General features: G+C 47.0%; 16 protein-coding genes and 1 tRNA gene. 12 read left to right on the forward strand and 5 right to left on the reverse strand.

The window, feature by feature from the left end; genetic code table 11:
• Positions 1–44: 44 nt before the first annotated feature.
• The gene (locus tag Q369_RS0103240; RefSeq protein WP_031526346.1) at positions 45–2,336 is read right to left on the reverse strand and encodes a RelA/SpoT family protein; all 2,292 of its coding nucleotides are present in this window, start codon (positions 2,334–2,336) and stop codon (positions 45–47) included.
• A 185-nt stretch (positions 2,337–2,521) separates the two neighbouring features.
• On the opposite strand from Q369_RS0103240, the gene Q369_RS0103250 reads away from it, so the two are divergent.
• Both Q369_RS0103250 and tig read left to right on the forward strand, forming a co-directional pair.
• Positions 2,522–2,603: transfer RNA gene (locus tag Q369_RS0103250), tRNA-Leu, on the forward strand.
• A gap of 162 nt (positions 2,604–2,765) precedes the next feature.
• Complete coding sequence (tig, locus tag Q369_RS0103255) at positions 2,766–4,115, forward strand: trigger factor (protein ID WP_031526347.1); 1,350 nt, start codon at positions 2,766–2,768, stop codon at positions 4,113–4,115.
• Between the two features lie 63 nt (positions 4,116–4,178).
• Here tig and Q369_RS0103260 read toward each other — a convergent pair whose 3' ends face one another.
• Positions 4,179–4,556 carry a helix-turn-helix domain-containing protein gene (locus tag Q369_RS0103260; protein ID WP_031526348.1) on the reverse strand — a complete coding sequence of 126 codons (378 nt, stop codon included), beginning with the start codon at positions 4,554–4,556 and terminating at the stop codon, positions 4,179–4,181.
• Positions 4,557–4,798: 242 nt separating this feature from the next.
• On the opposite strand from Q369_RS0103260, the gene Q369_RS0103265 reads away from it, so the two are divergent.
• The 7 genes from Q369_RS0103265 (at position 4,799) to Q369_RS0103295 (ending at position 13,149) form a co-directional block, all read left to right on the forward strand.
• Positions 4,799–5,473, forward strand: a complete 675-nt coding sequence (locus Q369_RS0103265) for a ClpP family protease (protein WP_031526349.1) — start codon at positions 4,799–4,801, stop codon at positions 5,471–5,473.
• A 249-nt stretch (positions 5,474–5,722) separates the two neighbouring features.
• Positions 5,723–6,967, forward strand: a complete 1,245-nt coding sequence (gene clpX / locus Q369_RS0103270) for an ATP-dependent Clp protease ATP-binding subunit ClpX (protein WP_031526350.1) — start codon at positions 5,723–5,725, stop codon at positions 6,965–6,967.
• Between the two features lie 102 nt (positions 6,968–7,069).
• Positions 7,070–7,837 (forward strand): SDR family NAD(P)-dependent oxidoreductase, encoded by a 768-nt coding sequence (locus Q369_RS0103275; RefSeq protein WP_031526352.1) that lies wholly within the window; start codon positions 7,070–7,072, stop codon positions 7,835–7,837.
• Between the two features lie 128 nt (positions 7,838–7,965).
• Positions 7,966–8,925, forward strand: coding sequence for a 1-phosphofructokinase family hexose kinase (locus tag Q369_RS0103280; RefSeq protein ID WP_031526353.1), 960 nt, complete (start codon positions 7,966–7,968; stop codon positions 8,923–8,925).
• A 67-nt stretch (positions 8,926–8,992) separates the two neighbouring features.
• Positions 8,993–10,054 carry a 6-bladed beta-propeller gene (locus Q369_RS0103285; protein ID WP_031526354.1) on the forward strand — a complete coding sequence of 354 codons (1,062 nt, stop codon included), beginning with the start codon at positions 8,993–8,995 and terminating at the stop codon, positions 10,052–10,054.
• Positions 10,055–10,234: 180 nt separating this feature from the next.
• Positions 10,235–12,565 carry a TonB-dependent receptor gene (locus tag Q369_RS0103290; protein ID WP_031526355.1) on the forward strand — a complete coding sequence of 777 codons (2,331 nt, stop codon included), beginning with the start codon at positions 10,235–10,237 and terminating at the stop codon, positions 12,563–12,565.
• A gap of 29 nt (positions 12,566–12,594) precedes the next feature.
• Positions 12,595–13,149, forward strand: coding sequence for a hypothetical protein (locus Q369_RS0103295; protein WP_031526356.1), 555 nt, complete (start codon positions 12,595–12,597; stop codon positions 13,147–13,149).
• A gap of 54 nt (positions 13,150–13,203) precedes the next feature.
• Here the strand turns inward: Q369_RS0103295 and Q369_RS0103300 are convergent, their stop codons facing one another.
• The gene (locus Q369_RS0103300; RefSeq protein ID WP_031526357.1) at positions 13,204–13,614 is read right to left on the reverse strand and encodes a Fur family transcriptional regulator; all 411 of its coding nucleotides are present in this window, start codon (positions 13,612–13,614) and stop codon (positions 13,204–13,206) included.
• Positions 13,615–13,799: 185 nt separating this feature from the next.
• Between Q369_RS0103300 and Q369_RS0103305 the strand changes: the two genes are divergently transcribed.
• The gene (locus Q369_RS0103305; RefSeq protein WP_035332863.1) at positions 13,800–14,192 is read left to right on the forward strand and encodes a MerC domain-containing protein; all 393 of its coding nucleotides are present in this window, start codon (positions 13,800–13,802) and stop codon (positions 14,190–14,192) included.
• A gap of 1 nt (position 14,193) precedes the next feature.
• On the opposite strand, the gene Q369_RS0103310 is transcribed toward Q369_RS0103305, so the two are convergent.
• The gene (locus Q369_RS0103310) at positions 14,194–15,408 is read right to left on the reverse strand and encodes a serine hydrolase (RefSeq protein ID WP_229206724.1); all 1,215 of its coding nucleotides are present in this window, start codon (positions 15,406–15,408) and stop codon (positions 14,194–14,196) included.
• 149 nt (positions 15,409–15,557) lie between these two features.
• Between Q369_RS0103310 and Q369_RS0103315 the strand changes: the two genes are divergently transcribed.
• A complete protein-coding gene (locus tag Q369_RS0103315; protein ID WP_031526360.1) occupies positions 15,558–17,276 on the forward strand; it encodes an IlvD/Edd family dehydratase in 1,719 nt (572 codons plus the stop codon).
• A 29-nt stretch (positions 17,277–17,305) separates the two neighbouring features.
• Complete coding sequence (locus Q369_RS0103320; protein ID WP_035332865.1) at positions 17,306–18,106, forward strand: SDR family NAD(P)-dependent oxidoreductase; 801 nt, start codon at positions 17,306–17,308, stop codon at positions 18,104–18,106.
• Here Q369_RS0103320 and Q369_RS0103325 read toward each other — a convergent pair.
• Positions 18,103–18,819 carry a hypothetical protein gene (locus tag Q369_RS0103325; protein WP_031526362.1) on the reverse strand — a complete coding sequence of 239 codons (717 nt, stop codon included), beginning with the start codon at positions 18,817–18,819 and terminating at the stop codon, positions 18,103–18,105. The two genes, Q369_RS0103320 and Q369_RS0103325, sit on opposite strands and share 4 nt — an antisense overlap.
• Between the last annotated feature and the right edge of the window lie 60 nt (positions 18,820–18,879).

An 18,879-nucleotide genomic window follows, 5' to 3' on the forward strand; every position in this document is an offset into this window, starting at 1 on the left:
CGACACCATTTATTAACACTGCCTGATGATAATCGTTCACCCAATCAGGTGTGGTTCAGGTTCGTGTCAAAGCGTTGTACGTTGTAAACTCCTTCTACCTGTTCCAGCTTACTGATCAGAATATCCAAATGCCGCGTATCCTGTACATAGAGCTTGATATCGCCATTAAACACCCCGTCTTTGGTATCAATCGTGAGCCCGCGCATGTTGATATGGAGCTCATTTGAGATGATCCTCGTTACGTCATTCACCAGTCCCACACGGTCTGTTCCCGACAGATAAAGTCCCGCTAAAAAGGCTTCATCCTTGTTCGATTCCCATTTAGCCTTGATAATGCGGTTACCGTGTTTAGACATGAGTTCGGCCGCATTCGGACAGGTAGTCCGGTGTATTTTAATGCCCTCATTGATCGTGACAAAACCAAAAACGTCGTCGCCTGCGATCGGGTTGCAGCAGACGGCAAGTTTATAATCGATCTTGTCCATATCATCGCCGATCAGCAGTGTGTCACTGTCTGCCCGGTCGCCGTGAATTTGCTTTAAAAACTTGGTTAACGTCTTACCATCGCTTCCGAGCGGGCCGGGAATTGTACTCACTGTATTGGCAGTATCGGCTTTCCGCTCTTTTATCTCTTTATCTTTCTTGAATCTTTTCAGTTCATCGAGCTGGATGTATCCCTTTCCAATGCGATAGAAAAAGTCGGCCGCCGTTTTACATTCAAAAAATGCGCGCAGCTGGTTGACAACCTCGGCAGTGAGCTCGATACCCAGCGTTTTGAGCTTTTTCTCAACCATTTGCCGACCGTCAGTTTCGTAACGCCGGTTATCTTCTTTCAGAAAATCCTTGATCCGTGCCCTCGCCTTTGAAGTAACTACGATCCGGAGCCAGTCTTCATTGGGTTTTTGCTTATTAGAAGTTATAATTTCGATCTGGTCCCCATTGTTGAGCACGTAGCTAATTGGGACCAAAATACCGCCCACTTTGGCGGCCATGCAATGCGCACCTACTTCCGAGTGAATATCGAATGCGAAATCCAGCGCGGTAGCCCCGCTTTGCAGTACTTTCAACTCCCCTTTTGGAGTAAATACAAAAACCTCTTCGTTAAACAGATTGCTCCTGAATTCGTCGAGGAATTCTATTGCTGCTGTTTTATCTCCAAAGCCGTTTTCAAGGGTTTCGCGTACCTGCGTGATCCATTGTTCGATGTTGCCGCGGACTTTGGTATCATTCCCTTTGTACTTCCAGTGCGCCGCGTAGCCTTTTTCAGCGATTTCGTCCATTCGCGTCGTGCGGATCTGGACTTCCACCCACTGCCCGCTTTTGCTCATCACCGTGGAGTGCAGCGACTGGTAGCCGTTCGCTCTTGGCGTACTCAAAAAGTCTTTTAAACGATCAGGATTAGGCTTATAATGGTCGGTAACAATGGAATAGGCCTGCCAGCAAATGGCTTTTTCACGGTCATTTTCCGCCGAAGATTCAAGTACAATGCGAATGGCGAAGAGATCGTAGATTTCTTCAAAAGGCTTATTCTGCTTCCGCATTTTGTTCCAGATCGAATAAATCGACTTGGGCCTTCCTTTGAGGATGAAATTTAAACCCGCCGATTCCAGGTCTTGCGCGATCGGCTCCATGAACTTGGCGATAAACCGGTCACGTATCCCTTTCGTTTCTCTCAGCTTCCTGGCAATTGCGCGGTATTCCTGAGGTTCAGTATATTTCAGATAAAGCTCTTCCAGCTCGGATTTGATACTGTACAATCCAAGTCGGTGCGCGAGCGGCGCATAAATAAAAATGGTCTCCGACGCGATTTTCAGCTGCTTGTCACGCGGCATACTGTCAAGTGTCCGCATGTTGTGCAGCCTGTCCGCCAGCTTCACAAGGATTACCCGCACATCATCAGAGAGCGTGAGCAGCATTTTCCGAAAATTCTCAGCTTGCTGTGACGATCCGTACTCAAAGCGCCCGGAAATCTTGGTAAGTCCGTCTATGATCTTGGCGACCTTTTTACCGAACAGCCTTTCGATATCTTCGATCCGCATATCGGTATCTTCTACCACATCGTGCAGCAATGCAGCTACAATGCCTGTGGTACCCAGCCCGATCTCCTCCACGACGATCTGGGCTACTGCCAGAGGGTGATAAATATAGGGTTCTCCCGACCGGCGCCGCATATCTTTATGGGCGTCGACAGAAGTATAAAAAGCCTTTTTGATTAATTTGGCATCATTATCCTTCAAGAATGGCTTGGCTGTACGTAATAATCTCCTGTACTTCTTGAGGATATCCTTCCGCTCTTGCTCCAGGTCAATATTGAGGGCCTCGACGAGTTGCTCCACTGCTGTTTTTTAAATTAGTATGCTTCACCAAAATAACAAATTCCGGCGACATTTTTCAATATGTCATTACCAAAAGATAAAATTTTGAAAAAAGCTTGCATCTATCTAAAAAATAGAAATACCTTTGCACTCCCAATTCGAGAACAGGCGACATTATCAACTGCGATCGGAAGCGGAAAAAGTGAGCGGGCGTGGCGGAACTGGTAGACGTGCTAGACTTAGGATCTAGTGCCGCAAGGCGTGGGGGTTCGATTCCCTCCGCCCGTACAAATTACAAGGGAATGACGGGGCATCAGATTCCTATCCCATTTAGAAAAATGTGCTGCTCCGTAGTAAGACCCGTCAAATGCCCTCAGGACTTCGTTTTGAGGGCATTTTTATTTTTCTTTTCTGTTTTACCCAAGGTATTACCATTAGCATAAGCGAAACATGGAAGTTCTGTTAGAAAAAAGCTCGCCTACAATGGCTTCACTCAAAGTGACGCTGACCAAAGAAGATTACCAGCCGAAAATTGATAAAACCATAAAGGATTATTCAAAAAAGGTTAACCTGAAAGGTTTTCGCCCTGGGAAAGTGCCTTCGCACGTGATCCAGCGGATGTACGGAAAAAGCATTCTGGTTGACGAGGTAAACAACCTGCTGAGCAATGCAGTGAGTAACTACATCCGGGAAAACAAGTTACAGGTAGTAGGTGACCCGATCCCTGATCGCGACAAAGCTGCCGAGGTAAACTGGGACAATCCTAGCCAGTTTGAATTCAGCTACGATCTTGGAATGGCGAGCGATTTCGAAGTAAACCTGGCTGAGTTGCCCGCAGTAAAGCGTTACACGATTAACGTGGACGATGCTGAGCTGAGCAAAACAAACGACAGCCTGCGCGAGCGTTTTGCAGATAGCATTCACCCGGAAGTAAGTGAGGCTGGCGATATGATCTTTGGCGAGCTGAAACAAGAATCAACCGAGTTCACGACCCGCACCGCGATCCCTACCAAGCAGATTAAAGAAGAAGCGCTTGCGAAATTTATTGGTGTCAAAAAAGAGGATGTAATCACATTTGATATCCAGGATACATTTACAGACGAGTCGGCGATCGCACATGTTACCGGCAAGAAAAAAGAAGATATCGGCTCACTTTCAGGCGAATTCGTTTTAACAGTAGAAGATATCACCCGCTCCGCACCAGCAGAATTGAACCAGGAGTTTTTTGATAAAGTACTGGGAGCCGGACAAGTGGAGAGCGAAGAGCAGTACAACGAGAAAGTTCTTGAAATTATCAAAGGAAACTACGAGCGCGAAACGGAAGCATTGCTTCGTCGCGATATTGAGAATGCATTGCTGGAAAATATCTCCATTGAGCTTCCCGAAGAATTCCTGAAAGAGTGGCTGGAACGTACTAACGAAGGCAAATTTACCCGCGAGCAGATCGAAGAGCAGTTTGAGGATTTCAAAAAATCGTTAAAACTGAGTCTTATTAAAAATCAGATCGCTGACAAAGAGAATGTAAAAGTTGAATATCCTGAGATCCTTGAATTTACCCGCAACATGGTAAAAGGTCAGTTTGGTATCTACGGTGACGACGACAATATGAAGGAAACAATCGACCGCGTTGCCCAAGGTTACCTGGCCGATAAAGAGCGTGACAATTACACGAGCGTTTTCAACCAGGTTTTTGATAACAAAGTAATGGATATCATCCGCGGACAAGTTTCGACAGACGAGCAAACCATTGAAGTAAGCGAATTCGAAAAGCTCGCGAAAGGCGAAGAAGTAGCAGCTTAACCAGAGTTTTAGCTCAATATATTCAGCACCGCGCAGATTATCTGTGCGGTGTTTTTTATGTTTCTAAAAACCAATCCGCTCCCGCTGCTGCCCCAGCTCGCGCATAATCCCCTCGCCAAACCACTGCCTGAATTTCAGCTTCCATTGATCCAGCTCGTTCTGTAACCTTCGGTTTTCGGCAAGCAGCCGGGTATTTTCCTGTCTGAGCCAATCCGTTTCCGACATTGAAACTGAATCAAAACCCAGCAGGTCGGGCAATTTTACATCGAGCAATTTGGCAATGTTTTCCAGACGTGAAACTGACAATTCAGTCCTGCCCCTTTCCAGGTCTCCGTAGGCAGTAGTTGATAGTCCCAGCATATCGGCCATATTCTCCTGTGAGAGACCTTTCTGTAATCGGATCAACCTAATCTTCTCTGATAAGTTAGCTGCTGCGCTCATAGTCGCGGTGTTTATCTTTTTCAAACTTTCAAATGCAATGTACTTAACTGCCTCGCTCCTGCTCCTCGCAAATTCCGAGAATTTATCGCAGGAATTGACAAGGTTTTCCCGATGAATTAGTCAATTTTGTGCAAGCCGATTATTCAGCAGGCAGGTTTTTAAACAGAAACTAACATATATTGCTTTTTGTTCTGATAGTCGTTGCCCTTTAAATATAAACTCAATTAAAATTAAGTTTACCGATGAATTACGGAAATGAATTTAGAAAATATGCTGTCCACCACCTTGGCGTGAATGGCCTTTCAGTGGACGGTTATATGAACCACACCGTTGAAAATATGACCCGCTCGGTGATCGAGGAACGTCCGATGAACTTTCGTGAAGTTGACGTTTTCTCCCGGTTAATGGCCGACCGCATCATTTTCATGGGAACTGGTGTGGACGATAATATTGCGAATATCATTGTCGCACAGTTACTCTTCCTCGAATCAGCCGATCCTAAGAAAGATATCCTGATGTACATCAACAGCCCGGGCGGCTCCGTGTACGCAGGTTTGGGTATTTATGATACTATGCAGTATGTACGTCCTGATGTAGCAACTGTTTGCACAAGCCTTGCTGCGTCAATGGGCGCGGTATTGCTGGCGGGCGGTGCTGCCGGAAAACGTTCGGCGCTTCCTCACGCACGTGTGATGATCCACCAGCCTTCGGGAGGCGCACAGGGTACTTCGGTTGATATCGAAATCACAACCCGCGAGATCGTAAAATTGCGTCACGAACTATACGAAATCCTAGCTAACCACACCGGCCAGACACCCGAACAAATCGCACTGGATTCTGACCGTGACAAATGGTTGAAAGCTACCGAAGCCAAAGAATATGGTTTGATCGACGAGGTTTTGACGAGAGACAAATAATCGGTTTTTGAATCGTTGAAAGCACCCTGGCAACCAGCTTGCCAGGGTGCTTTTTTATTCATTAGCCAGTTTTTATTTTGGTAACCCGGTTAAAAAACCGGAAATTTGCGATATCCTGGCGACTGCTGACAAAATGTACAGGCGTTTGGAAACAATAATGTAAACCTTCTTGTTAACACGGTCTTGGCTGTTGCTAATTAATAATAAACTCAGCGAACCGGGTAATTCACCACTGTATAAACAAATTCAATGGCACAAGTAAGTTGTTCGTTCTGCGGACGTAAGAAAAACGAAGTCGATTTATTACTTTCCGGAATAGATGCACATATATGTAATCACTGTATTGCCCAGGGGCACCAGGTGATTACGGAAGAATTAGGGGCAAAGGAAGATAAAAAAGAGAAAAAAGGTAAGCTGCCAAAGCTGAAACCAATCCCCCCATCCGAAATCAAGCACTTTCTTGAACAATACGTAATAGGTCAGGATGAAGCAAAACGCTCGCTGGCTGTTGCTGTATACAATCACTATAAAAGGCTCAACCAAACCACTACCGAAGATGATGTTGTGATTGAGAAATCAAACATTATTATGGTGGGCGAAACGGGTACCGGCAAAACTTACCTCGCTAAATCCATTGCGCGGATCCTGCAGGTACCTTTTTGCGTAGCTGACGCAACCGTTGTGACGGAAGCAGGCTATGTGGGAGAAGATGTTGAAACAATCTTAACCCGCTTACTGCAAGCTGCCGACTACAATGTGGAAGCTGCTGAGCGTGGGATCGTTTACATTGACGAGATTGATAAAATTGCACGCAAGTCGGATAACCCTTCCATTACACGCGATGTAAGCGGAGAAGGTGTACAACAGGCGCTTTTGAAATTACTGGAAGGCTCTATCGTTAATGTACCACCGCAAGGCGGTCGCAAGCACCCGGACCAGAAAATGATTACGCTGAATACAGAGAACATTCTTTTCATTTGCGGAGGTGCATTCGACGGAATTGAAAGACATATCGGAAAACGCATTAATACACGTCCGATCGGGTTTTCAGGTGACAACAGGATTATCGAGATTTTTGACAAAGGAAATCTGATGCGCTATGTGACAGCAATGGACCTTAAATCTTTCGGCTTAATCCCCGAGCTGATCGGCCGCTTGCCTGTGCTGACGCATTTAAATCCGCTTGATCGCGAAACATTGCGCCGTATTTTAACAGAACCAAAGAATGCATTGGTTAAGCAGTACAGCAAGCTGTTTGCAATGGAAGGCATCAATCTGCATTTTGAGGACGCAGTTCTGGATTTCATTGTAGATCAGGCGATGACTTATAAGCTGGGCGCCCGTGGACTTCGTTCGATTTGTGAATCGATTATGACCGATGCAATGTTTGACCTGCCTTCACAAACTGATGTGAAGGATTTTACACTTTCGCTGGACTACGCGAAAGATAAATTTGAGAAATCAGCAATGTCGGTGCTACGTTCTGTGGCATAGTACATTGTCCCGTTATAAACTGGCGCCTGGCATCTACGAGATGTCAGGCGTTTTACTTTTTACCCCAATAATCCTATTTTGCAACAAAAAAGAAATATAGAAATGGAAAATTGGCTGGGTAATAAGTCTATTGTGGTCATCGGAGGAACAACCGGTCTGGGTTTCTCAGCGGCAAAGGCATTTGTCAGAAACGGAGCAAACGTAGTAGTGGTAGGCAGAAATCCTGAAAACTGCCTCGTAGCTGAGTTGCAACTCGGAAGCACCGCGCGCGCCAAGCAGGCAGATGCAACCCACCCGCAAACTGCTATGGAAGCTATACAACTTTGCATTCGTGAGTTCGGCAGTTTTGACGGACTATACCATGTGGCAGGCGGCGGCGGAGAGAAATTCGGCGACGGGCCTTTGCACGAGCTTTCTCTTGAAGGCTGGCACAAAACACTCGACTGGAACCTGACCTCACTGATGCTATCTAACCAGGCGGCGATCAGGACATTTATGGGAATGAACAAAGGCGGCAGCATACTAAATATGAGCTCGGTGCTGGGCTTTTATCCTTCTCCTCAATTTTCAAATCATGCTTACGCTACCGCGAAATCGGCGGTTCTGGGTTTTTCCAAGTCAATAGCGTCTTCCTACGCATCTAAAAACATCAGGGTGAATGTGCTCTCGCCGGGGATTATTGAAGGAGTTGAAGGTAAAGAATCAGAAAAATTCGTAACCAGCAAACAGGCATTGGACGGCGGCCGGTATGGTGTGCCGGGCGACCTGGATGGAGCAGCAGTATATTTCATGTCGGATTACTCCCGATTCACTACGGGCCAGAACTTCACAATCGACGGCGGCTGGGAGGTCAGCGACGGACAATACTGAATAAAATGCCGGGCTAATGTGAACATATCAAGAACGGAGCATCGCCAATCACTTTTTTTCTTTTATTCGCGGAAATTAAGTGATAAGTTGTTCCGCCTTCGAGGTTTAAACTAACAAAAAGCATTTTTATGGCTACCGGACCCATTGTTACCCTGACAATCAATCCTGCGCTCGACAAAAGTTCGGAGGTTTCCCGCATCGTGCCGGACAACAAGCTACGTTGCGGAACACCCACGTTTGAGGCAGGGGGCGGCGGAATCAATGTGGCGAAAGCAATTCACAGGTTGGGCGGAAATCCGATCGCTATTTTCACAATCGGCGGGCCCACCGGACAAAGGCTGCACAAGCTGGTCAAGAATGAAGGCGTGGAAACAATGGTGATTGAAACCAAACAATGGACCCGAGAAAACTTCCATGTACTTGAAACCAGTACGGGCTTTCAGTACCGTTTCGGGATGCCAGGTACCGAGATGATGCCGACTGAGGTAAGATCGATCCTGGAAATGTTGGAGGAATTTGACCCGAAACCTTCCTATATCATCGCCAGCGGCAGCTTGCCTCCGGGAGTTCCTGATGATTTTTACGGACAAATATCAAGAATAGCCAATAAACAAGGCGCCAAGTTCATTGCCGATACTTCCGGAGATGCATTACGCTACGCGTCAGAATCGGGCGTCTATCTTCTTAAACCAAACATTACCGAGCTGAGTGAGCTGGTTGGTGTTGATAAGCTGGAAATGGATGAAGTCGACGATGCAGCACGCGCTTTGATTATCCGGGGACAATGCGAAATCGTGGTTGTGTCAATGGGCGCAATGGGCGCGATGCTTGTAACCGAGGACCAGGTGGAGCATATCCCGGCACCGCCCGTGCAGCCCAAAAGTACGGTTGGTGCAGGAGACAGTATGCTAGCAGGTATCGTGTGGACACTTTCGCAAGGTAAGTCCTACCGGGAAGCGGTGCGAATGGGCGTTGCATGTGGTACCGCAGCTACAATGAATGCGGGAAGCGAGCTTTTCAAAATGCAGGATGTGAACCACCTCATGGATTGGCTGAACCGTTACGGAAAACGCTACTCTGCAAGCTAGCCTAAATCAGCATTTTACAGATAGTAAGAATGTGAATGGACTGCCTTTTTCGATAAAAGTCCAGATCATGTCCTATACCCCATCCCGCCGTCAATTTACCAAAATCACAGCGGCTGCAGCAGCTGCAATTACATTCAAACCATTCTATATTCTCAATGCCAGGCCGAAAGCCGATGGAGAAACCATTGGTCATGGTAATTTCCGGTATAAGGTAAATCAGAGTTGGGGGAATCTCGACGCATCCAAATTTCCTGTCAACAATTGTCATGAAATGGTTCAGGATAGCAAAGGCAGGCTGATTATGGTAACGGATGAAATCAAAAACAACATTCTCATTTACGATCGGTCAGGTAAGTTGCTAGAAAGCTGGGGGCATGAATATCCCGGCGGGCATGGACTTACACTCTGGAATGCGAATGGCGATGAATTCCTTTTTATCACAGATCCGAATACAGGCAAAGTCTTCAAAACAGACCTGAAAGGCAAAGTGCTACTGACGATCGAGCACCCGTCGAAAGTAGGCGCTTACAAAGAAACAGATTCATTTAAACCAACAGAAACTGCAGTTGGCCCGGATGGCACCCTGTATATCGCCGACGGTTATGGTTCCAATTACATATTAAGGTACAATCAGAAAGGCGAGTTTATCGACAAATTCGGTGGCAGCGGCGATGGGGATGCGCAGTTTTCGACAGCCCACGGGATTGCTGTTGACTACCGGGATAAAGCCAACCCCACCCTACTGGTAACCTCGCGGGCGCACAATGCATTCAAGCGATTTACACTTGACGGTAAATACCTGAGCACTATATTCCTCCCCGGTGCATTTGTCTGCCGCCCCGTTTTACACGAGGAAAATCTGTTTGCAGGCGTTTGCTGGTCGCGGCTCAGGTACCTTAATCAGACTCCCAACTCAGGTTTCGTAACAATTCTTGACAAATCAAATAAAGTGATCTCAAATCCGGGCGGCACGAAGCCGGAGTATAAGAATGGCGAGCTGCAGTTGATGGTTCAGGAAAAACCCATTTTTATGCATTGCCACGATGTCTGCGTCGACGCCGACCAGAATATTTACGTGTGCCAATGGAATGCGAAGAAGACTTATCCTATTAAGCTGGAAAGAGTTTGATAAGGTCGTGAGAATCCTACACGCAGCGCGATCGGCATTTGATTAACGAGCAAGGCTACTCCCATCACAAGACGTTAAATAGCAGTTAAAATAATGAAATACTTGGCTATTGCTTTGCAACAAAGTTGCATTGGAGCTACTTTTGCAACAATGTAACAGAAAGCTTTCGCTTTTAGTCAAATGCTCAACAAGTTTTCATCGACTCTTCTCGCAATCCTGATATGCTTCTCGGTATCTGCTTACGGCCAAAATTCGGGTTGTGCCTGCTTTGTGAAAGGAGTTGTGAAAGACAAGCACACCAACCAGCCAGTGATCGGCGCGACGGTTCTGATAGTGGGACAAAATACCGGCGTGTTCACAGATGAGAATGGACGGTATGAACTCCGGAACCTTTGCCCCGGCTCCTACATACTGGAATGCCGCATCGTCGGCTACAATTCATTCCAGCAAAAGCTTGACCTAACCGCTGGACACGAAGAAAATTTCAATCTGGAAGAGCAGGAAGTGCATTTACAGGACGTGGAAATTACCGCGCACCGCACAGAAGCACCTTCTTCTCAGCCCCTTACAACTTTATCCGGCATTGATCTTGAAAAAACCAGGGGCCAGAACCTGGGTGAAAGCCTGAAAGGCATAACAGGCGTAACTACACTGCAAACCGGTTCTTCCATCGCCAAACCTGTGATCCACGGATTGCACAGCAACCGCATTCTGATCATGAACAATGGCGTGCGCCAGGAAGGACAACAATGGGGCTCTGAACACGCACCTGAGATCGATCCTTTTATCGCGACGCGGCTGTCTGTTGTGAAAGGCGCGGCAGGGGTACGGTATGGTTCCGATGCGATCGGCGGGGTGATCCTCGTTGAGCCGGAAGAGCTTCCATTTGATAAAATGCTGAGTGGTGAATTCAATGCAGTTGGTTTTTCAAACGGGAGACAGGGTGTTGTCTCGGGTACGTTGCAGGGTGGGATTAAAAATTTCAAAGGCTTTGCATGGCGCGCACAAGGCACTTTCAAGCGCGGGGGAAATATCCGCACACCCCATTATTTTCTTGACAATACAGGAATCAGCGAGAAGAACTTCTCGCTTGCAGCAGGATATCGTCACAAAGGATTTGGTATTGATGTGTTTTACAGCAGGTTCGCTACCCAAATCGGTATATTCTCAGGTTCTCACATCGGAAGCGTCACCGACTTGCTGAATGTGATTCAAAACGGGGAGCCTTTTGTGAAGTCTGGTTTTAGCTATGCGATCAGCAGACCGAACCAAAACGTAGCCCACGAACTGATCAAAGCTGAAACCCATTATCATTTTCAAAATGGAAACCGGCTGCAATGGACATTTGCCCGCCAGCTGAATGATAGAAATGAATACGATTTGCACCGTCCGAGAAACGATTCGATAGCTGCGCTCAATCACCCTGAGCTTACATTCAAATTATCTACATTAACCAACGACCTGGTGTGGGATCATAAACCGATTGCCGGGAAAGTGGCTGGTCAGGTCGGGGTAAGTACGTTGTACCAATACAACTTAATGGACGGAAGACCCCTGATCCCCAACTTCAATCAGTTCAATGTAGGTCTGTTTTGGATAGAGCGATATGTGACGAAACAATGGGAATTTGAAGCGGGAATACGGTATGACTACCGGACAATGAGAACATACCGGATCGTAAACCGTGAAAAGATCGCAGATGATTTTCAGTTTGCCAACTTTTCCGGCACACTGGGCGCGACCCGCAACTTCTCTGAGAGATTTTCAGCGCGACTGAATCTGGGTTCCGCCTGGCGCGCACCGAATGTGAGCGAGCTGTTTAGCGACGGCGTACACCACGGCGCAGCCGCATTCGAAAGGGGCGACGCAACTTTGCAGGCAGAAAAGGCTTTTAACACAATCGCGAGCCTCAAATATGTGGATACAAAGTGGTCAGCGGAAATAGGCGGATACTTCAATTACATTGCCGACTTCATCTATCTAAAACCGCAGGCAGAGCCGATTTTGACAGTACGCGGCGCATTTCCTTATTTCAAATACACGCAAACAGATGCTACTTTCAAAGGAATTGACGTTTCGGCAAGCTGGGAATTTGTAAAAAATACAACGATGGCCAGCAAGCTCAGCTACCTGCGCGTTTATGACCAGCGAAACGACAGCTACCTGGTGATGATTCCCCCTAATCGCCTGGATAACCAGCTTAAATACGAATTGCCGGACAAAGGCAACTTGCATGGGACATTCGTTTCAGTGGGCAACCTGCTGGTAGCCAGACAAAAACGCGCACCTGCAAACAGCGACTTTTTACCACCTCCAAAAGCTTACAGCCTCTGGAACTTACAGGCAGGTACCTCAGTGCGTGTTTCCGGAAAGCAGGAGCTCGAAGTCGGGATCAGCATTCAGAACCTTTTCAATACCGTTTACCGCGATTACCTTAACCGGTTCCGCTACTATGCAGACGAAATGGGCCGCAATGCTTCACTGCGGCTTAAATGGAAATTTGGAGCTTAAAATGTGTTTTATCAATAAATCAAATACCTATGAAAATGTACCGCAAGCTATCGTCCGTTTTGTTTCTTGGACTGGCGATGTCCTTCATGCAATGCAAAGATTCAGGCGATGATCTTCAACCTGACGATGAGAATGAGCTGATCACCTCAGTGACATTGAGTTTCAAGGAAGATGCAACCGGAACTGTTACTTCATTCAGCTATAAGGATGCAGACGGAGAAGGCGGGAATCCACCGACAAAATTCGACACTGTTGCATTAAAGGCTAATACCAAGTATACAATGACGGTCGAGTTTTTGGATGAAAGCAAAACGCCTGCTGATAATATCACGGAGGAGATCGAGGAAGAATCCGACAAGCATTTACTCGTTTATACGCCTACTCCGGCCAGTTTACTAACTTATACTTACGGAGATAAAGACGCAAACAACTTCAATGTCGGGTTGACCGGAACAGTGCAGACCGGCGCTGCGGGTGCTGGCAAATTGAAAGTGCAGCTACGTCACCAGCCAGAAGGAAAAAATGGCTCGCCCACTATCGGAAGCGACGACGTGAACCTTGACTTTGAGCTGAAAGTACAATAAGAAAGATTTCACTTTTGAGGTATTCAATGCATCATTTACGGTGCATTGAATACCTCAATTGCATTTTGGACAGGTTCCCTGAATCAGGAGATTGAAGTTTTCGGAATGGTAACCTGCGGGAAGCTGTACAGCAGGAATGTGCAGGTTTTCAAGACAGTTTGTCTCCCCGCATTCAACGCACTTGAAATGGATGTGATCGTGGTGATGCTGTTCTTCGGAGCAGCTGTGTGAGCACAACGCGTATCTCGGCCCTTCGTCGTCGAGTACTTTATGGATAATCCCCTTTTCGAGAAAAGTTTTCAACGTTCGGTAAATAGTAACCCGGTCATAGTTCTCTCCCAGCGCACCTTCCAGGTCACCATGAGAAAGTGCATTCTTTTTATTTATAAATGTCGACAGCACATCTTCCCGGCATGTAGTTGTACGCAGGTGATGTACTTTCAGCGTTTCTCTCAACTGGTCCATCGTTTCCACAGTTATCTTCTAAAATCTTTGTACTGGTAAAACCTTTCGCTTCAAAGTTAAGTTCTATCACTTACAATTTCCACAACAACGCGGTGGAACAGAATTTATGATTGTTAAAATATTCTGCAACTCCGTTGCAAGTTGATTTTAATGGTCTTATTTTTGCAACATCATTGTATTTAGAAATGAAGTCAGTACACTCACATAACAAAGCCGATTACATAGGAATTCTGGGTTCTGCACTTTGCATTGTCCATTGTTTGCTTGTACCTGCCCTGGCGTTTGGCTCTACCGTGGCCACGCACCACGAGCATGCCGGTCTGTGGTCGCTTGACTTTCTTTTTATAATTATCAATGGTGTCGCTGTTTATTACGCAACGCGGAACCACAAATCTCTTCCTCTGAAAATCTTCCTTTGGGCCGCTCTGGCACTTTTTTCCTTTTCGCTGCTATTTGAAGGAAAGCACATTGTTTTTTCCTGGCTAGGTTACGCAGGTTCGGCTCTTCTGATTATCGGGCATTTGATTAACCTTTACATTTGCCAGATTGGGCCTCGGTTTAAGATGCGTATCTCCTGATCTATTTGTCGTATTGCACTTCAAAACGGTCCAGCTCCGGCCTTACTGCACGTTTTCTTCCAAGTTCATATTCAAAAATCGTTTTCCCCAGGTTCGCCATAAAGGGTAAACCGACAGTTTCGTATTCATATTTATCGTCATTGAAGATCCCGTCTTCATTGCAGTAGATCACGGCTGTCAGCATAAACTCAATCCCTTTCTCAAAGTCTGCGATGTATGCATTGTCAAGCAAAAACCCGTACGCGTCCCCGCATTTGTTAAACAACCTGATGTGTCGTGGTAATCGCGTTTTCGTAGCCCCAAACATCAGAAACTTCACATAGCCATCGTAATAATCATCCGTGTAGCTCGCAGGAAACTCGGTTTCCACCGGGAATTGTGACATATACTGGTACATGAACCTGTAATCGTCTTCCGTGAGGTTGAAACGCTGACTGGCGGGAGCCTGGGCGGGGAAAAATAGTGTTTTCAGGAGCTTATGCTGTTCTTCCAGCGGGAAAGCATTCTTGTAGGTAAAATCAAAAGGCTCGTTTACCAACTCCCCATTCTTCAAATAACCTTTTCCTTTCAGAATCTGGGCAGGCGATTTCAGCTCTTTACCTGCATACTTACCGGGTTGTTCATAAATGATTTTTCCGTCCTTCTCGAAGCGAATTGGATTGGTATACCTGTTTTCCTCCGCATTCATCTGCGATTCGAGCCGATGCACAATGCGCGTGTTGGGATAACCTTTTCGGTGCAGGCTGTCATTGAACTCCTCTTGTCCAATAAATTCATACAGCCGGTTAAATGCGTCATTATCACTGGCAAGCAGGATCTTCTTCGCATAATGCGCTACTGACGGAAGCCCGTTTTCCGCACTTGTGTCGGTTAATGCCTGGATCTGCCCTGCCCTGTCGGCTCCGGTCAGCATCGGCGTATATTTGTCGATACCGAGTTTATTCAGCTTTTCCAGCGCCAATGCAACGGCAGGCAACTTTACAGTGCTGGCGGGGTAAAAATATTCGTTTCGATTGACGCGGTAACCGTGCGTGGTGAAATGCGGCTCATTCTTCTTGTTCCTGTCAATGCGGGTATAGAGAATTTGTACCTGGTACTTATCGGGATTTTTAAGTATTTCCGAGAACCGTTCAGGATGCTTTTTCAGAAGTTTTTCAATGAAACCATCCGCCTGAAATTGGGCGAGTACGGGAGAAGCAAATAGCGTTAAAAGCAAGAACAGCAACAATTTATATCTCTCTCCGAAAATCATTGGTAAGCCTGGAACACGTATGAACGAATATACACTTTTTATTTAAAAGGGCCGGTAGAATTATATTTTACTGAAAACAGGCTTTATCTGTTATCTGTAAACTATGGCGATCAATGGAAGAAAATAAGCTACGCAGCCGCGGCTGGTTTGGAAAATCTGGAAAGGATGGATTTATATACCGCGCCTGGATGAAAAACCAGGGGTACCCCGCCGACGAATTCGAAGGAAGACCTGTAATTGGCATTTGCAATACATTTTCGGAGCTTACTCCCTGTAATGGACACTTCCGCGAATTGGCGGAATCGGTAAAGCGGGGCGTTTGGGAGGCAGGCGGATTCCCGCTCGAATTCCCTGTTATGTCGCTTGGCGAGACCCTGATGAAACCCACAGCAATGCTATATCGCAACCTGGCCAGCATGGATGTGGAAGAATCTATCCGTGCTAATCCCATTGATGGTGTGGTACTGCTTTGCGGCTGTGACAAAACGACGCCATCGCTCGTGATGGGCGCTGCGAGTGTGGATATTCCTACGATCGTCGTTTCAGGCGGACCAATGCTCACCGGCCGATACCGCGGCAAAACGGTAGGTACCAGCGACGTTTGGCGATTCAGCGAACTTTACCGGAAAGGTGAGATGTCGCAGGAAGAATTCACAACTTCCGAAGCCTGCATGTGCCGCAGCGCCGGGCATTGCGCCGTGATGGGGACAGCCTCTACAATGGCTTGTATGGTGGAATCGCTCGGATTGACGCTGCCCGAAAACGCAGCTATTCCAGCCGCGGACTCCCGCCGGAAAGTATTGGCGCATTTATCGGGAAGAAGGATCGTGCAGATGGTCCATGAAGATTTGAGGCTTTCGCAAATTCTGACCAAAGAAGCATTTGAGAATGCGATCATGATCAATGCGGCGATCGGAGGCTCTACCAACTTTGTAATTCACCTCCTTGCCATTGCCGGCAGGATCGGCGTGGATCTTACATTGGACGATTTCAACGATATCTGCGCGCGTGTTCCGCTCCTGCTTAATCTGCAACCTTCCGGAGGTTATTTCATGGAAGATTTCTACTATGCAGGCGGCTTGCCGGTGGTGATTAAAGAACTGATCGGCAAATTGCACGGCGGGGTAATTACGGCTAATGGAAAAACAATGGGCGAAAACTGCGCCGACGCAGAATGCTTTGATCCCGAAGTAATCGGTACGCTGGCAGAACCCATTAAGGATTTGACAGGTCTGGCTGTTTTGCGGGGTAACCTCTGCGAAAATGGCGCCGTAATCAAACCCTCCGCATCTTTGAACCCTGATCTAATGCAGCACCGGGGAAGAGCAGTTGTTTTTGAAGATATAGACGATTACAAACACCGGCTCGACGATCCTGATCTCGATGTGGATGAAAATAGCATCCTGGTACTCAAAAACGTAGGACCAAAAGGCTACCCGGGCATGCCTGAAGTAGGTAATATGTCGCTGCCCAAAAAGCTGCTCGCAAAAGGGGTAATCGATATGGTCCGTATTTCTGATGGTCGAATGAGCGGTACCGGTTTTGGAACAGTTGTTTTGCACGTTTCTCCCGAAGCCGCAGTATGCGGTACGCTTGCATTGGTGCGGGACGGGGATTATATCGAACTCGATGTGGCGAATAGACGATTGAATCTGGAAGTTTCGCAAGAAGAGCTTGAAATCAGACGTCGCGACTGGAAGCCGCTGGATTTGGGTTATAGCCGCGGATATGTAAATCTACATATCAACCACGTATTGCAGGCGCACGAAGGCGCGGACCTGGACTTTCTGAAAGGTGGTTCAGGAGACAAGGTGACCAGAGATTCGCATTAAGCAGGGTCGTTTTTTTGAATTTAAGTAAAATGAATAATACTTCTTTTGAAAATCAAGTAGCGATTGTAACTGGTGCCGGCCAGGGTATAGGCTTTGAAATTGCACGCCAGCTGGCTGTCCAGGGCGCGTGTATAATTTTGAATGATACCGATAAAGCGCTCGCTTCCGAAGCAGCAAAAAAAATCCGTAACAAAGGCGGCGAATGCGTTGCCTTTGCCGGAGACGCCTCGAATCCCGACATTATCGAAGGAATGGTAGAGGAAGCTGTCAAGTGTTTCGGCAAACTCACGATTGCGGTAGCGAATGCAGGTATTACCTTATTTGGTGACTTTTTCGATTATCCTGTGAATGATCTGAGAAAAGTTCTGGAGGTGAATTTAATGGGCTCATTCCTGCTTACACAAGCAGCGGCCCGCCAAATGCGCAAGCAGAAATCAGGAGGTCGCGTTTTGTTGATGTCGTCCGTAGTTGGTCACCAGGCACATCAGTTTTTGGCCGCGTACGCGATGACGAAGGCAGGCCTGGAAATGCTTGCCAAAAACCTGGTACTGGAACTCTCTCCGTATGGAATTACGATCAATGCAGTTGCGCCGGGAGCTACCATGACGGAGCGGACAATGGCAGAAGACCCTACCTATCCGAAAATCTGGTCATCCATCACACCTATGGGCCGGCCTGCCATTTGTGAGGATATCGCGAATGCAGCATTGTTCCTGCTATCACCGCATTCGGGTCACATTACGGGACAAAGCATTGTAGTTGACGGCGGCTGGACGTCTGTGAGTCCCTTACCTGATCTCAGCAATTTGGATCCGGTGAAGACCCCCTAGTCCCCCAGATTACCCGAGAAAAGCTGCGCTTCCAGATCTTCAATGTTTCCGTCCTTCGAAACAAAAAGCTCTTTCGGCCTTACTGGTGAAGTTGGGTTGGCTGTCATGAAATTTCTGTATTGCTCGTCAGAAATAATCTTCAATGCAAGCGCCCGTTTGAGCACCATTGGAAAAGGCACCTTGAAGTACCCCGCGATATCGGAAGCAAGTGAATCGGGGATCTTATAAATATCGTTTCTGAAAAAGCTTTCCACTTCCTTATAAGGCAGCAGAGCCTCAAAAATCAGCTGCTCAGAGCGTGCCGCCAGCGACGTAATGCTGGAATACAAAGTATGAAGGCCCAGCGATACAGTAAGTAAATGAATATGGTAGTTCCGCTCATTGATTTCCGACGCGGCATTTACGAAGACCCAGCCTTTCTGTCTGTAAATAGCAGAAAAACCTTTGAATGCAGGATCAACTTTATGCAACTGCGCGATTTTGATACCCTCAGGGTAAGGCAGTTTGTGGCCGATCTGATGAACGATATCCTGTGCGTAGGAAATATCGGCAGCTTCTCCGGCTGGCTCGATCATCCAGTCACCATTGACCAGTTCATCAAAAAGCCGGGTACCCAAGCGCTGGCTTTCGACTTGTCCCAAATGCAGGACGATCCGGTTACCACGAACCGAGAAATCTAAAGGAAGCTGATTCTTAGGTTGCCTTTTTGCCATTTGCTGATCTTGTTGAGGTGAGAACTTCAAAGATACGTCCTTCCATTTTTCACTGCAATA

Origin of the sequence: Dyadobacter crusticola DSM 16708, from assembly GCF_000701505.1 — a bacterium.
GTDB classification, from domain to species: Bacteria; Bacteroidota; Bacteroidia; order Cytophagales; family Spirosomataceae; genus Dyadobacter; species Dyadobacter crusticola.

Excerpts from the sequence above, each read along its gene's own strand:
- Q369_RS0103285 (WP_031526354.1), top strand. The coding sequence starts at position 8,993 with ATGTCCTATACCCCATCCCGCCGTCAATTTACCAAAATCACAGCGGCT.
- Q369_RS0103260 (WP_031526348.1), bottom strand. The coding sequence starts at position 4,556 with ATGAGCGCAGCAGCTAACTTATCAGAGAAGATTAGGTTGATCCGATTA.
- clpX (WP_031526350.1), top strand. The coding sequence starts at position 5,723 with ATGGCACAAGTAAGTTGTTCGTTCTGCGGACGTAAGAAAAACGAAGTC.
- Q369_RS0103295 (WP_031526356.1), top strand. The coding sequence starts at position 12,595 with ATGAAAATGTACCGCAAGCTATCGTCCGTTTTGTTTCTTGGACTGGCG.
- Q369_RS0103320 (WP_035332865.1), top strand. The coding sequence starts at position 17,306 with ATGAATAATACTTCTTTTGAAAATCAAGTAGCGATTGTAACTGGTGCC.
- Q369_RS0103300 (WP_031526357.1), bottom strand. The coding sequence starts at position 13,614 with ATGGACCAGTTGAGAGAAACGCTGAAAGTACATCACCTGCGTACAACT.
- Q369_RS0103325 (WP_031526362.1), bottom strand. The coding sequence starts at position 18,819 with ATGGCAAAAAGGCAACCTAAGAATCAGCTTCCTTTAGATTTCTCGGTT.
- tig (WP_031526347.1), top strand. The coding sequence starts at position 2,766 with ATGGAAGTTCTGTTAGAAAAAAGCTCGCCTACAATGGCTTCACTCAAA.
- Q369_RS0103265 (WP_031526349.1), top strand. The coding sequence starts at position 4,799 with ATGAATTACGGAAATGAATTTAGAAAATATGCTGTCCACCACCTTGGC.
- Q369_RS0103290 (WP_031526355.1), top strand. The coding sequence starts at position 10,235 with ATGCTCAACAAGTTTTCATCGACTCTTCTCGCAATCCTGATATGCTTC.
- Q369_RS0103315 (WP_031526360.1), top strand. The coding sequence starts at position 15,558 with ATGGAAGAAAATAAGCTACGCAGCCGCGGCTGGTTTGGAAAATCTGGA.
- Q369_RS0103305 (WP_035332863.1), top strand. The coding sequence starts at position 13,800 with ATGAAGTCAGTACACTCACATAACAAAGCCGATTACATAGGAATTCTG.
- Q369_RS0103275 (WP_031526352.1), top strand. The coding sequence starts at position 7,070 with ATGGAAAATTGGCTGGGTAATAAGTCTATTGTGGTCATCGGAGGAACA.
- Q369_RS0103280 (WP_031526353.1), top strand. The coding sequence starts at position 7,966 with ATGGCTACCGGACCCATTGTTACCCTGACAATCAATCCTGCGCTCGAC.